This window comes from Aeromonas oralensis, from assembly GCF_049665575.1.
GTDB classification, from domain to species: Bacteria; Pseudomonadota; Gammaproteobacteria; order Enterobacterales; family Aeromonadaceae; genus Aeromonas; species Aeromonas hydrophila.
On record NZ_CP187186.1, the window covers coordinates 4686125 to 4700000 of the forward strand.

Sequence of the window (13876 nt, forward strand, 5' to 3'; positions counted from 1 at the left end):
CCCATGGCAGAGATGATCTCCTTTCACCTGGACGTGGTGAGCGCTGAAGGAAAACTGTTTTCCGGTCGCGTGCAGTCCGCTCAGGTATCAGGCTCCGAAGGTGAGCTGGGTCTCCGCCACGGTCATGCTCCGTTGCTGACTGCCATCAAGCCGGGCCTGGTCCGCTTGGTGAAGCAGAATGGAACTGAAGAGGTGCTGTACATCTCCGGCGGCATGCTGGAAGTACAACCCGAAGCCGTGACCGTGCTGGCGGACACCGCGATTCGTGCCGACGATTTGGATGAGGCGAAAGCCCAGGAAGCCAAACGCGCGGCGGAAGAGCGGATCCACAGCTCCCATGGTGATATCGACTACGCCCAGGCCGCCACCGAGCTGGCCAAGGCGATGGCTCAACTGCGGGTCATCGATATCGTCAAAAAGAATTACCGTTAATAACGGTGAGGTAAAAAGCGACCTGCGGGTCGCTTTTTTTACTCGTTGGATAGACTCCGCCGAGAATTTATTCATGTTCCAAAGGTCGAATTATGCCACTCAACGTCGTGATCCTGGCTGCGGGTAAAGGTACCCGTATGCGCTCCTCCCTGCCCAAGGTGCTGCACCCGGTCGCCAACAAGCCGATGGTTTCCCATGTGATCGAGACTGCCCGCAAGGTCGGTGCCGAGCAGCTGCATCTGGTGTACGGCCACGGTGCCGAACTGCTGAAGGAGCGGATCCAGGCATCCGACCTGAACTGGGTGCTGCAGGCGCAGCAACTGGGTACCGGCCACGCCGTCGCCCAGGCTATCCCGTTCTGGCAGGACGAAGACGACGTGCTGGTGCTGTACGGCGATACCCCGCTGATCCAGCCGGAAACCCTGCAGCGGCTGCTGGCCGCCAAGGCAAGCGATGGCATGGCGCTGCTGACCGTGGTGCTGGACAACCCGACCGGCTATGGCCGCATCGTGCGCAGCAACGGCCAGGTGGTCGGCATCGTCGAGCAGAAGGATGCCAATGCCGAACAGCTGGCCATCCGTGAAGTGAACACCGGCGTGCTGGTGGCCAACGGTGGCCAGCTGCGCAGCTGGCTGTCGCGTCTGGACAACAAGAATGCCCAGGGCGAGTTCTATCTGACTGACGTGATCGCCATGGCCCATGCCGACAACTGTCCTATCGCCGCAGTCCACCCGGACGACGCCATGGAAGTGGAAGGGGCCAACAACCGGGTTCAACTGGCCCAGCTCGAGCGCAGTTACCAGAAGATGCAGGCCGAGCGGCTGATGATCGCCGGCGCCACCCTGATCGACCCGGCCCGCTTCGATCTGCGCGGCACCCTGGAAATCGGGGAAGAGGTGGTGATCGACGTCAACGTCATCATCGAAGGCAAGGTGCTGCTGGGCAACCATGTCCGCATCGGGGCCGGCAGCGTGCTGAAGGATTGTGTGATCGGCGACCACACCGAGGTGAAACCCTACTCCGTCATCGAAGGGGCGCAGATCGCCGATCAGTGCTCGGTCGGTCCCTTTACCCGACTGCGCCCGGGCGCCGTGCTGGAGCAGGACGCCCACGTCGGCAACTTCGTCGAGATGAAGAAGGCCCGGCTGGGGGTTGGCTCCAAGTGCGGTCATCTGACCTATCTGGGGGATGCCGAAGTAGGTGCCAAGGTGAACATCGGGGCCGGCACCATCACCTGCAACTACGACGGGGTGAACAAGTTCCAGACCATCATCGAGGATGACGTCTTCGTCGGCTCCGATACCCAGCTGGTGGCGCCGGTGCGCATCGGCAAGGGGGCGACCCTGGGGGCCGGCTCCACCATCACCAAGGACGTGGCCGAGAATGAGCTGGTGATCACCAGGGTACCCCAGCGTCACATCAAAAACTGGGCTCGCCCGGTCAAGAAGAAGTGATGCCCGATCAATGAAATGCAAACCGGCGCCTGATGGCGCCGGTTTTGTTTTCAGTTCTCCTGCCCGCTGGCGGGGGGCGTCGGGGCGCTTCCCATCACCCGATACCAGTCCAGCTTGCGGGTCAGCACCATGACCAGCGCCAGGATGGTGAACAGCAGCAGGGCGCCGAGCAGCAGGGCTATCTCCTCGGCCTGCAGCAAGCCGAACAGGATGGCGTAGACCAGCCCGAGCAGGGCCGCGAAGCCGAGCCCCTGTTTGGGGCCGCCCAGCACATGGCTGAGGTAGAAGCCGTTAAGGGCCACGCTGGCCAGGGCGGCAATCAGATAGGCCCAGGCAAAGCCGAGGTGTTCGGTCAGGGCCAGCAGCACCAGATAGAAGATGGCCAGCCCCATGCCCACCAGCGCGTACTGGATCGGATGCACCCGTAGCCCCTTGAGCAGCTCGAACATGAAGAAGCTGAGGAAGGTGAGGCCGATGAACAGCAGCGCATACTTGGCGGCCCGCTCGTTCTGCTGGTAGTGATCCACCGGCTGCACCAAGCTGACGCTGAAGGCGGGCAGATCACCGCTGGCACCCTTCATCATCCGGTTGAAGCGGCTCTCCATGTCGGTGGCAAACCAGCTGCTCTGCCAGCTGGCCTCGAAACCGCTGGCGTTAAGGGTGCGGCTGCCCGGCAGAAAGTCACCGATGAAGTTGGGGTGGGGCCAGTTGCTGGCGAGGTTGAGCCTGCTGTCCTGGCCGAGGGGCACCACTTCCAGCTGGTTCATCCCCTGCAGATCCAGCTCGATGTGAAAGGTGCCGTCTGCTCCCGGCAGGGTGGCAAGCGGTGCATGGATGCCGGCCAGCCCGTCACCCAGCAGGGCGCCGGGAGCAAACGGAATGCGCTGCTCCCCCAGTTGCAGCTCAGGCACCCGGTTGATGCCGCGGGCATCGGATAGCACCAGGCTCAGATAGGGTTTGCCTGCCACCAGGGCGGGATCGGCACCATCGACAGTCAGATCCGGTTCGCCGCTAATCAGGGTTTTACCATTCAGTTCGGCAGGCAGTCGCCCGGAGAGGGAGAGCCGGGTGTGATAGACCTGGGCCTGGTAGATACCGAGCTTGCGCGGGGTCACTTCCATGCTGGCCTGCACGTCCAGCTGCTCCGGCAGCAGGTAGCGGTAGAGCTGCAGCTTGCGCTCGAAGCGCTTACCATCCTGCTCCACCGTGACGGTGCGGGTATAAGGCTGCACCACGACCGGCCCCAGCAGTCGCTGCGGGCCGCTGCTGCTGGCCATGATGCTGTGGATGGCCTGGCTGCGATAGGCCTGGCGCTCCCGGTTCAGCTCCATGATGGATTGCACCGGCACCATCAGCAGCAGGCTGAGCAACAGCAGCAGAAAGATCTTGTGGCTGAATATCTGTTTGACCATGACACGTCTCCTTGTTGATGGCACCAAGTGTGACGGTCGTGGGTGAAGGGGAGATGGGGTTGTGTGAAGCGGGGGTGAAGGGGGATAAAAAACCGGCGCCTGGCGCCGGTCTGGGTATCACAGGGTTTGCAGTTTGGCTGGCAGGGCGGCCAGTACCTCTTCCTTGGCCTTGAGCGAGGCGAACTGCTTGCCGGGTTTCTGCACCACGGTATGGACGAAGATGAGTTGCTTGCCCGGCTTGCTGGCCCAGCCGACGAACCAGCCTATCTGCTGCTCCCGGTTGAGGCTGCCATCCAGCTTCTTCGGGTAGCCCATGCCGGTCTTGCCGTGGATCTGCCAGCCGTCGATCTCGCTCACCTTGAGGATATTGGCGGTGTACTGCAGGGTCTGCGCCGACACCGGCAGCTTGCCGCTCACCATCTTGCCGAGGAAGCGGGCCTGCTCCTGTGGGCTGATGGCGAGGCTGGAACTGAGCCAGGCCTGGGTCAGGCCGTCGTTTTTGCCGGGATTGCCGGAGAGATCCCGGTTGCCGTAGTCAAAACGGTCGACGTACCGCTGAAAGCGCTCCATCCCCAGCCATTCGGTGATCTGCTGGGAGAACCACACCACCGAATAGGTTTCCCAGCGGCGCGGAGTAGTGGTTTCGCGCCAGGCGGGCAGCCAGTCGTCGTAACCGGGTTTGAAGGGCAGTGCCGGGTGCTCCTCGTCCACCAGAAAGCCGCTGTCGTAGCCCATCAGTGCCAGCGGGATCTTGAAGGTGGACGCGGGCGGCAGTTGGCTTGAGCAATCCCCTTCGCTGGAGAGGGTCTGGCCGTTGCCGTCGGCATAGAGAAAGCAGCCGGTGGCGGCGCTGGCCGGCAGCGAGAACAGCAGGCCTGCACCGAGCAGGCCGGATAACAGAAGGCGGGACATGGGGGTCTCCTTGAGCACATAGAGTTCGCTGGGAAAACATCAGCATAGCGCCGCTTTATGTGGCCAGTGTGAAGTGTCAGCCCGCCGGCAACCAGAGCTCGGCCAGTACCCCGCCGTCCGGCTGGTTGGCGAGGGTCAGCCGGCCACCGTGCTGGCGGGCCACCTCGGTGGCGAAGCTGAGCCCGAGGCCGCTGCTCTTGCCCTTGTCGGGTCTGGGCAGCGAATAGAAGCGCTCGAAGATGCGCGGCAGGGCGTAGTCCGGAATGCCGGGCCCCTGATCCCGTACCCGGAAGCAGTAGCCTCCCTCCTCCATGGCCCCGCTCAGTGCCAGGGTGCCGCCGACGGGGGAGAAATCGAGGGCGTTGTCCAGCAGGTTGCCGAGCGCTTGTTCCACCAGCAGCGAGTCCCACTTCTGCTTCTGGGCCTCGCCGAGTTCGGCCACCAGCGTGACCTGGCGCCGCTGGGCCAGGATCTGGCGGGCATCGAGCACCCGTCTGCCCAGCCTGGCCGGCTCGACGGCCTGCCTGTCCAGCCCCTGCCCCGACTCCAGTTTGGCCAGCTGCAGCATCCGCTCGATCAGCTGCTGCATGCGGGCCGTCTCCAGATTGATGTTGCCGATAAAACGGGTAGCCACCTCGGGTGGCGGTGCCTCGGCCAGGATCTCTCCAGCCCCGCGAATGGCTGCCAGCGGGCTCTTGAGCTCGTGGGTCAGGCTGTGCACATAGGCTTCGATGTAGGCCTTGCCGTCCAGCTGGCGACGCATGGTTTCCAGGGAGCGGCCGAGCCGATCCAGTTCCGGGCTGTAGAGGCGCGGCAGGCTGGCGGGCTGACCCTGGCTGACCGCATCGGCGTAGTGCACCAGCTTGCCGATGGCGCGGTTGAGCCACCATACCAGCAGGGCGCCGATCAGTAGCGAGATGAACAGCAGCAGCGCCGCCCCTTGCAACAGCTGGTGTTCGCTGCGCTCTATCATGGGCAGCAAAGTGCGGTTGGGCTTGGCGACGGTGAGGGAGCCGAGGATGTCGTCCCCCTCCCGCAGCGGCGCGGCCACGTGCATCACCGAACTGGCGGGATCGTCGGGGTCGCTGCGGGTGCTGCGGGCGCCATATTCCCCGCGCAGGGTGCGATAGACGTCGTTCCAGCGTGAATAGTCCTTGCCCAGATCCACCCCGTCCGAGTCGTACACCACCTTGCCCCAGCGGTCGACCACATAGATGCGGTACTCCGCCTGCTGCTTGAGGTGGCCGTCGATCAGGGCGTTGATGGGACTCTGGTTGAGGCGGGCGAAGGCGCTGGCCAGCCGGCCATCCGCCATCTTGCCTTCCTGCAGGTCATCCAGCGCCAGCGGTGCCAGCATCTGGGCCATGTCCACCAGGGTATCTTCGGTGGCGCTGCGCACCCCGGGTTTGATCTCCTCGACGAAGATTTCCAGCACGAACCAGGCGGCCAGCGCGAAGATCAGCACCAGCCCGCACAGCAGTTGCAGCCCAATCCTCATGGCGTCCTCCGGCCGGTGTCAGGCCACTGTCTGTTCATGCCAGCTCCAGGCTGTAGCCCAGCCCACGATGGGTCAGGATCAGGTTGGCGTGGGGATCCCGCTCCCGCAGCTTGGCACGGATGGTCTTGATATGGGTATCCACGGTACGATCCAGGCTCTCCTCCGCCCCGCTCCACACCAGATCCATCAGCTGCTGGCGGGAGTAGACCCGGCCCGGCGCCTGCATCAGGGTCTTGAGCAGCAGGTATTCGTAACGGGTGAGCGCCAGCGGCTGGCCGTGAAAGCTGATGCGGGCCCGCTTCTCGTCCAGAGCCAGCAACTGGCTCGGTCGGGGCGTGGCCGGCTGGCTGCGGCGCAGGATGACCCGCACCCGGGCGCACACCTCCCGCGGCGAGAAGGGCTTGGCTACATAGTCGTCGGCGCCGATCTCCAGTCCGATCAGCCGGTCTATCTCCTCGCTGCGGGCGGTGAGAAACATCAGCGGGGTATCGCACCGTGCCCGAACCTGCTTGCACAACTCGAAACCGCTGATGTCCGGCAGCCCCACATCCAGGATCAGAAAGTCGGGGCGCGTCTGTTCCAGTCGTGCCAGCAGCGGCTGGCCGAGGGAAAACCACTCCACCTCGAAACCGTCGGTCTGCAGCGCATAAATCAAGGTGTCGGCGATGCTGGCTTCATCTTCCACCAGCCAGATGGTTCGTTTTTGCATGGCATCCTCGTCGCAAATCAGCTGCCCCATTCTGGCATCGAACCAAATCGGATCCTATTTGCCGTTTGATTTTTTCAAAAAAGGTATTAATATTTCGCCATTCTTTCGAATCGAAACTTAAAGATGACCAAACGTAATACTCAGCAGCGCCGTCACACCATAGTGAGCTTGGTGCAGGAGCAAGGTGAAGTCAGCGTCGATGCCCTGGCCAAACACTTCGCCACCTCCGAAGTGACCATCCGCAAAGATCTGGCGGTGCTGGAGACCGGTGGCCTGCTGCTGCGCCGTTACGGCGGTGCCGTTCCCCTGCCCTCAGAGATGGTGGTGGAGAGCAATCCCGAGCAAGTTTCGAAACGAAAGCTGGCGATCGCCCGCGCCGCCGCCGAACGGATCCGTGATCACAATCGCGTCATCATCGACAGCGGCAGTACGACCAGCGCCATGATCCCCATGCTGGGCAACAAGCGCGGTCTCATCGTGATGACCAACTCCCTCAACGTGGCCGGCGCCCTGCGCGAGCTGGAGAACGAACCCACCCTGCTGATGACCGGCGGTACCTGGGATCCCCACTCCGAATCCTTCCAGGGACAAGTGGCGGAGCAGGTGCTGCGCTCCTATGACTTCGACCAGCTGTTCATCGGTGCCGACGGCATCGATCCGGAGCGCGGTACCACCACCTTCAACGAGCTGGTGGGCCTCTCCCGGGTCATGGCCGAGGTGTCGCGGGAGGTCATCGTCATGGTGGAGTCGGAGAAGATCGGCCGCAAGATCCCCAATCTCGAACTGCCCTGGTCCGGCATCCATACCCTGGTGACCGACGAGGGGCTGGCCAGTGCGGCCAGAGAACAGATCCAGGCCAGGGGGATCCAGCTGATTTGCGCCCCCGTGGCCGTTTGACCTGAACAAACCATTATCCAACCGAATTAACGTCTTACGTCTCAAGGAGAAGTGTATGTGTGGCATCGTCGGGGCCGTCGCCCAACGTGATGTGGCTGAAATCTTGGTAGAGGGCCTGCGCCGTCTGGAATACCGTGGCTACGATTCGGCCGGTGTCGCCGTGTTCAGCGCCAACCAGCCGCTGCAGCGGGTGCGTCGGTTGGGCAAGGTGGCCGAGCTGGCCAAGGCGCTGGAAGAGCAGTCCGTCCACGGTGGTACCGGCATTGCCCACACCCGCTGGGCTACCCATGGCGAGCCGTCCGAGCGCAACGCTCACCCTCACGTCTCCGAGCATATCGTGGTGGTGCACAACGGCATCATCGAGAACCATGAAGAGCTGCGTGAAGAGCTCAAGGCGCTGGGCTATGTGTTCAGCTCCGACACCGACACCGAGGTGATTGCCCACCTGGTGCACCACGAGCTGAAATCCGCTCCCAGCCTGCTGGCGGCCATGCAGGTAGCGGTGAAGCAGCTGCGCGGCGCCTACGGTACCGTGGTGATGGACAGTCGTGACGACAGCCGCGTAGTGGTGGCCCGCTCCGGCTCCCCGCTGGTGATCGGCCGCGGCATCGGCGAGAACTTCATCGCCTCCGACCAGATGGCACTGCTGCCGGTGACCCGTCGCTTCATCTTCCTGGAAGAGGGTGACGTGGCAGAAGTGACCCGCCGCGACGTACACATCTTCAATACCCACGGCGAGGCCGTGGTGCGCGAGGAGCTGGAGTCCGAGCTCTCCCACGATGCCGGTGACAAGGGTGAGTACCGTCACTACATGCTCAAGGAGATCTACGAGCAGCCCAAGGCCATCACCAATACCCTGGAAGGTCGTCTGGGTTCGGATCACGTGGTGGTCGAGTCGTTCGGCAACGGCGCCCGCGCCATCTTCGACAAGGTCGAGCACGTGCAGATCGTCGCCTGCGGCACCTCCTACAACTCCGGCATGGTGGCGCGCTACTGGTTTGAAGAGATCGCCGGTGTCTCCTGCGACGTGGAGATCGCCTCCGAGTTCCGCTATCGCAAGTCGGTGGTGCGCCCCAACAGCCTGCTGGTGACCCTGTCCCAGAGCGGCGAGACTGCCGACACCCTGGCTGCTCTGCGCCTGGCCAAGGAGTCTGGCTACATGAGCTCGCTGGCCATCTGCAACGTGCCGGGGTCCTCCCTGGTGCGCGAATCGGATCTGGCCTTTATGACCCGTGCCGGTGCCGAGATCGGGGTGGCGTCCACCAAGGCGTTCACCACCCAGCTGGCTGGTCTGCTGATGCTGGTGGCATCGGTCGGTCACTGCCGTGGCAACCTGAGTGCCGCCGCCGAGGCCGAACTGGTCAAGGCGCTGCAAGCCCTGCCGCTGCGTATTAAAGAGAGCCTGGCGCTGGCCAAGGATATCGAAGCCCTGGCCGAAGAGTTTGCCGACAAGCACCACAGCCTGTTCCTCGGTCGTGGCAGCCAGTATCCCATCGCCATGGAAGGGGCGCTCAAGCTCAAAGAGATCTCCTACATCCACGCCGAGGCCTATGCCGCCGGTGAGCTCAAGCACGGCCCGCTGGCGCTGATCGATGCCGAGATGCCGATCATCGTTGTGGCGCCGAACAACGATCTGCTGGAGAAGCTCAAGTCCAACGTGGAAGAGGTGCGCGCTCGTGGCGGTATCCTCTACGTGTTCGCCGATGCCGACGCCGGCTTCAAGAGCGACGAGACCATGCGGGTGATGAGCCTGAACCACGTGGAAGAGATGATCGCGCCGATCGTCTATACCGTGCCGCTGCAGCTGCTCTCCTACCACGTTGCCCTCATCAAGGGCACCGACGTGGATCAGCCGCGCAACCTGGCGAAATCCGTGACCGTGGAATAAGTCGTCGCTGGAAATGAAAAAGAGCCGCATTGCGGCTCTTTTTGTTTGTCTGGCTCGGTGGCCGTTATGACAGCCGCAGGTTGGTGATGGTCACGTCGTCCAGCGAGGGCACTATGATGCCGCTGGAGATGCTCTTGGCGATCGCCTGGTTGCGGTTCTTCGAGTCGGTCTTGTTGGTGACCTGATTGAGGTGGAAGTTCACGGTCCGCTCGCTGATGCCGAGGATGGTGGCGATCTCCCAGGAGGTCTTGCCCTCGCTGGCCCAGAACAGGCACTCCTTCTCCCGATCCGACAGCTCGGTCAGGTACTTCATCAGATCCGGCCTGCTCTTTATCAGCTGCAGCGCCGAGTTGAAGATGTAGCTGGCGCAAAACGACAGCAAGGGAACGTTTTCAAACATCAGATCGGAATTGGACTTCTCCTTGCTGATGAAGGAGAGGATGCCGTGTTCCCCCTGCGGGGTGTGCAGTGGGAAGGAGACACCGTTTCTCACCCCGAAGTCGGCGGCCAAGTTCATCACCTCACGGCTGGCGCTGGGCAGCCAGGGAGAGTCGCAGTCGAGCTTGTTCCAGAAGATGGGCTGGGTCTGCTTCAGTCCCAGGAAGACGACCGGGTCCTGAGTCAGGTAGTGCCGCTCTGAATAGGCATCGAACCAGCTGGTGGGGCAGTTGTTGAACAACGCCACATGGGATTTCTGCATGCTGATGGGGAAAATAATCAGCAGACGGAAGTAATCAAAGCCCATCTGATGACTGAAGCGCTCCAGCTGCTGCTGGATGTCGCTGGTCTTCTTGGCCTTGGTGAACCGATCGATGTGTTCCCAGATCGCATCGTTGAACATGAACTTCTCCTTTTTCGATCTCTATCACATTGATCGAAAAGATATTTTTTAATTATTAATTTGGTGTGGTGAGAACCAACGCCAGTGACTCCCGTGCTTGCTTAAAAATTATCCTGTTTTTTTGGCCGAAGGCCAACAAAATCATCTGATTGCCACTGCCCCCACTCTTTGAGACAATGAGAATAGTTATCATTGTTAAGATTTATATCATGAACAAGTTTTGGGGTTTGGCCTTGTTGCCACTGTCAGTCCACTTTGCTGCTGGCGCCGACGAGCTGGTCGCACCGGCACTGAAAAACAGCATCGCCGCCGGGAAAGCCTCCCAGCAGCGTGTCGAAAAAGCCGCCGATGCGGCCGTTGCTGCCCGGCTGGAGCTGCAAAATGCCCAGCTGCAACTGCGCGATCTGGAAGCCTACAACCGCTACATGCAGTCTCTGGTGGCCGATCAGCAAAATGAGCTTGGCAAGCTGAGCCAGCAGCTGGAGGCGGTACAGGAGACCCGGCAGGGCCTGATCCCACTGATGCTGCAGATGCAGGCCGATCTGGAGCAGCTGGTACAAAATGACATGCCGCTGCGCAAGGAAGATCGCCTGGCGCGGGTCGAACAGCTCAAAGCGACCCTGGCCCGAGCCGACGTGAGCGAGGCGGAGAAGTTCCGCCAGCTGCTGCAGGCCTACCAGATTGAAGCCGAATACGGCAGCCGGTTGGATAGCTACTCTACCGAGCTGGCGCTGGACGGCACACCACGCCGAGTCGACGTGCTGGCGGTGGGCCGGGTCTCCCTGCTGGCGATGACCGCCGATCGTTCCCAGGCGTGGCGCTGGTCTGCGCAGAGCAAGCAATGGCAAGCCCTCGACAGCCAGTGGCTCTCTCCCATCGCCGAGGCGCTGGAGATGGCTGCCGACAAGAAGGTTCCCCAGTTGTTGAATGTCCCCCTTTCCGTCAGCCGTGGTCAGGAGGCCCAGTCATGAGCATCACCCTGAAGTGGTTCCCCCTCGCCATTGCCCTCTCTCTGGGCACCACCACTGCCGTTGCCGATGAAGCCTGGCAGCAGCAGGAGCAAGCCCGTGAACAGCAGGCCCAGCAGGATCTGGCGTCTGTCTCCAAGGAGCTGAACAGTGCCCGTGCCAGGCTGGCTGCGGCCCAGAGCCTGAGCAAGCAGCTGGCAAGTCAGTTCGCGGCCAATGAAAAACAGCTGGTGGAGCTCAACGCTCAGTGGGAGCAGGCCTCCGGCGACATGAACGAGATCTTCGCGGTGACCCGTCAGGGGGCCAGCGATGCGGTCAAGCTGCTGAGTGAATCCGCCGTCGAGGGCCAGTACCCCGAGCGCCTCGCCCCGCTCAAGGCCATGGCGCAGGAGAAGCAGGTGCCGGATCGCGCCGCCCTCGCCCTGCTGCCCGCCACCCTGCTGCAAGAGATCCGCGAATCGGGCCGGGTTGCCCAGTTCACCGGCAAGGTGCTCGATGCCCAGGGGGCTGCCAGCGAGCAGTCGCTGACCCGGGTCGGCAGCTTCGCCCTGCTGGGTAGTGAAGGGTTCTTGCAACCCACTGCCGAAGGCCTGAGCCCGGTGCTGGGTCTGCCCGGCAGCGTGCTCTCCGCCGCGGCCGCCTATCAGGGTCAGGAGGGGGAAGCGCTGCCGCTGGATCCCTCCCACGGCACCCTGCTGGAGATGCTGGCGCAGGCCCCCACCTTCTGGCAGCAAGTCCAGCAGGGTGGCCAGGTTGGCGCCATTATCGTGCTGTTGGCCGCCATCGGCCTGGGGATCGCCGGGGTAAGGCTGTGGAGCCTCTCCCGTGAACTGGGTCGGGTTCGTCGCCAGCTCAAGAGCGGTGAATATCATGCCGACAATGCCCTCGGCCGGGTGTTGACGGTGGCGGACAAGCATCCAGAGCTGAGCATGGAGACCCTCGAACTGCGTCTCGATGAGGCGATCCTGCAGGAGACCCCTCGCATGGAGCGCGGCATCGGCATGGTCAAGGTGATCGCGGCCATCGCCCCCATGCTGGGCCTGCTCGGCACCGTGACCGGGATGATCGGCACCTTCCAGGCCATCACCCAGTTCGGCACTGGCGATCCCAAGATCATGGCCGGCGGCATCTCCATGGCGCTGGTCACCACGGTACAGGGTCTGGTGGCGGCCATTCCGCTGATCCTGGCTCACAGCCTGCTGCAATCTCGATTCACCGAACTCTCCAACGTACTGGAGCAGCAGGTGGCCGGCATTCTGGCCGAGCGGGCGGAGAGCAACCGTGACGGGATGGAGCGGGCGGCATGATGCTCGACATCTGGCAACAGCTGCAGAGTTTCATGGGCCGTGGCGGCCCGGTGCTCTGGGTCATTCTGGCCCTGCTGGTGCTGATGTGGATTCTGATGATCGAGCGGCTGCTCTACCTCAACCTGGGGTTTGCTCCGCTGCAGCGCCAGCTGCTTGGTCGCTGGCAGGCTCGCAACGAGCGCCACAGCTGGCACGCTCGGGCGATCCGCGGGCGCTGGCTGGCCGAGGCCGAGCTTGAGCTCAACCGTCATCTGATCTTCATCCGTACCCTGGTGGTGCTCTGCCCCATGCTGGGGCTGCTGGGTACCGTGACCGGCATGATAGGCGTATTCGATGCGTTGGCCGCGGCCAACCGCTTTAACCCGGAGAGCATGGCGGGCGGGATCTCCCGCGCCACCATCCCCACCATGGCTGGCATGGTGGTCGCGCTTTCCGGCGTGTTGTTACTCAGCCGGCTCGAGAGCCAGGCCAAGCGTGCGCTGGCCAAGACCCGGGACGGCCTGCGAGAAGAGAAGGTAATGCAATGAGACGGCAATCCAAACGCCAGCGTGACGAAGTGCAGATCGACATGACCCCCATGCTGGATATCGTGTTCATCATGCTGATCTTCTTTATTGTCACCACTTCCTTCGTGCGCGAAGCCGGGCTCGAGGTGCACAGGCCCCAGGCCAGTCAGGCCAAAGCGCAGAAATCTTCCAGCATCATGCTGGCGATCGGCCCTCAGGGTCAGATCTTCCTCGACCGCAAGCAGATCGACGTGGAGCGGGTGCAGGCCAGCGTCGCCCGGCTGTTGGCGGAACAGCCTGATGCCAGCCTGGTGATCCAGGCCGACGAGCGGGTACCCCACGGCAAGGTGGTGCGGGTGATGGATGAGGCCAAGGCGGCAGGCATCGCCAACATCGCCGTGGCGGTGGCACCGAAATGAAATACAAGCTGATGAGCCTGGGACTGGGGATTGCCCTCAGTCTGGGGATCCTGTTGTTCATGGCCACCCTGGTGGAGCCGCCCAGAGGGGAGAAGGCGAGCGCCGAGCAGAAATCCATCGTCATCAACATGCAGAACGAGGTGACCGAGGTGCAGGTGCGCGAGCGCCCGGTACCCCAGGAGCCGGAACCCCTGCCGGAGCCGCCTGCCGCGCTGGCCTCGACGCCGCTGCCTATGCCGGCGGCGGCCCCACTGCCCTCGGTGCAGCCGAGCCTGGATCTGGTCTCCAGCCTCAGTGCGGTGCAGGTATATGCCCCTGGCGTTGCGACCAGCCCTAGCCCGGTCGCGAGCGGCAACTTCCATGGCCAGCAGCAAGGTGCCGGGATCGGCGCCGGTGACATGCTGATGCCATTACAGCGGATCGAGCCAGTCTATCCCTATCGGGCCCAGCAGGCTGGTATTGAAGGGTCGGTGACCTTGCGTTTCAGCGTCGATGCCGACGGCCGGGTGCAGGATGTGGAAGTGGTAGAGGCCAAGCCGAAGCGTCAGTTCGAGCGGGCGGCCATTCAGGCGATCAACAAGTGGCGCTATCAGCCGAGACCGGGCGCCACCGACAAGCTGGTGCAAGTCATCA

The 13876-nt window shown here is 62.8% G+C and carries 14 protein-coding genes (1 of these 14 only partly in view); 9 read left to right on the top strand and 5 right to left on the bottom strand.

Annotation, left to right across the window (positions count from 1 at the left end; all coding sequences use genetic code 11):
• Nucleotides 1–3: 3 nt before the first annotated feature.
• Together ACPDZI_RS21970 and glmU are read left to right on the top strand one after the other, a co-directional pair.
• Entirely contained in the window at nucleotides 4–432 is a 429-nt protein-coding gene (locus ACPDZI_RS21970) for a F0F1 ATP synthase subunit epsilon (protein ID WP_005307217.1), read from the top strand.
• A gap of 92 nt (nucleotides 433–524) precedes the next feature.
• Nucleotides 525–1886, top strand: a complete 1362-nt coding sequence (glmU, locus tag ACPDZI_RS21975; protein WP_438833793.1) for a bifunctional UDP-N-acetylglucosamine diphosphorylase/glucosamine-1-phosphate N-acetyltransferase GlmU — start codon at nucleotides 525–527, stop codon at nucleotides 1884–1886.
• A gap of 50 nt (nucleotides 1887–1936) precedes the next feature.
• Here the strand turns inward: glmU and creD are convergent, their stop codons facing one another.
• The 4 genes from creD to blrA all read right to left on the bottom strand — a co-directional run bounded on the left by creD (nucleotide 1937) and on the right by blrA (nucleotide 6417).
• On the bottom strand, nucleotides 1937–3298 hold the full coding sequence (gene creD / locus ACPDZI_RS21980) for a cell envelope integrity protein CreD (protein ID WP_201905850.1): 1362 nt from the start codon (nucleotides 3296–3298) through the stop codon (nucleotides 1937–1939).
• A 117-nt stretch (nucleotides 3299–3415) separates the two neighbouring features.
• Entirely contained in the window at nucleotides 3416–4210 is a 795-nt protein-coding gene (gene blaOXA / locus ACPDZI_RS21985) for an OXA-12 family class D beta-lactamase (protein WP_043161813.1), read from the bottom strand.
• A gap of 76 nt (nucleotides 4211–4286) precedes the next feature.
• Nucleotides 4287–5708 carry a beta-lactam sensor histidine kinase BlrB gene (gene blrB / locus ACPDZI_RS21990; RefSeq protein WP_076362558.1) on the bottom strand — a complete coding sequence of 474 codons (1422 nt, stop codon included), beginning with the start codon at nucleotides 5706–5708 and terminating at the stop codon, nucleotides 4287–4289.
• A 34-nt stretch (nucleotides 5709–5742) separates the two neighbouring features.
• On the bottom strand, nucleotides 5743–6417 hold the full coding sequence (blrA, locus tag ACPDZI_RS21995) for a beta-lactam response regulator transcription factor BlrA (RefSeq protein WP_438833794.1): 675 nt from the start codon (nucleotides 6415–6417) through the stop codon (nucleotides 5743–5745).
• A 123-nt stretch (nucleotides 6418–6540) separates the two neighbouring features.
• Here blrA and ACPDZI_RS22000 point away from each other — a divergent pair, with 123 nt between their 5' ends.
• A complete protein-coding gene (locus ACPDZI_RS22000) occupies nucleotides 6541–7314 on the top strand; it encodes a DeoR/GlpR family DNA-binding transcription regulator (protein ID WP_017410463.1) in 774 nt (257 codons plus the stop codon).
• Between the two features lie 55 nt (nucleotides 7315–7369).
• Complete coding sequence (gene glmS, locus ACPDZI_RS22005; RefSeq protein WP_438833795.1) at nucleotides 7370–9202, top strand: glutamine--fructose-6-phosphate transaminase (isomerizing); 1833 nt, start codon at nucleotides 7370–7372, stop codon at nucleotides 9200–9202.
• Nucleotides 9203–9266: 64 nt separating this feature from the next.
• Here the strand turns inward: glmS and ACPDZI_RS22010 are convergent, their stop codons facing one another.
• A complete protein-coding gene (locus ACPDZI_RS22010) occupies nucleotides 9267–10043 on the bottom strand; it encodes a helix-turn-helix transcriptional regulator (RefSeq protein WP_016352388.1) in 777 nt (258 codons plus the stop codon).
• A 209-nt stretch (nucleotides 10044–10252) separates the two neighbouring features.
• On the opposite strand from ACPDZI_RS22010, the gene ACPDZI_RS22015 reads away from it, so the two are divergent.
• The 5 genes in view from ACPDZI_RS22015 to ACPDZI_RS22035 are tightly spaced (each overlapping or abutting the next) and all read left to right on the top strand, a layout consistent with a single transcriptional unit that may run on beyond the window.
• On the top strand, nucleotides 10253–11014 hold the full coding sequence (locus ACPDZI_RS22015; RefSeq protein ID WP_045788707.1) for a DUF3450 domain-containing protein: 762 nt from the start codon (nucleotides 10253–10255) through the stop codon (nucleotides 11012–11014).
• Entirely contained in the window at nucleotides 11011–12318 is a 1308-nt protein-coding gene (locus ACPDZI_RS22020) for a MotA/TolQ/ExbB proton channel family protein (protein WP_168968360.1), read from the top strand. Before ACPDZI_RS22015 ends, ACPDZI_RS22020 begins: the two co-directional genes overlap by 4 nt.
• On the top strand, nucleotides 12315–12845 hold the full coding sequence (locus tag ACPDZI_RS22025; RefSeq protein WP_168968358.1) for a MotA/TolQ/ExbB proton channel family protein: 531 nt from the start codon (nucleotides 12315–12317) through the stop codon (nucleotides 12843–12845). The genes ACPDZI_RS22020 and ACPDZI_RS22025 overlap by 4 nt, the downstream gene beginning before the upstream one ends.
• Nucleotides 12842–13243, top strand: coding sequence for an ExbD/TolR family protein (locus ACPDZI_RS22030; protein ID WP_010635580.1), 402 nt, complete (start codon nucleotides 12842–12844; stop codon nucleotides 13241–13243). Before ACPDZI_RS22025 ends, ACPDZI_RS22030 begins: the two co-directional genes overlap by 4 nt.
• Nucleotides 13240–13876: the 5' portion of an energy transducer TonB gene (locus ACPDZI_RS22035; protein WP_101150412.1), read on the top strand. It continues 26 nt past the right edge of the window; the window shows 637 of its 663 coding nt (coding positions 1–637); its start codon is at nucleotides 13240–13242; the stop codon falls past the right edge of the window. Before ACPDZI_RS22030 ends, ACPDZI_RS22035 begins: the two co-directional genes overlap by 4 nt.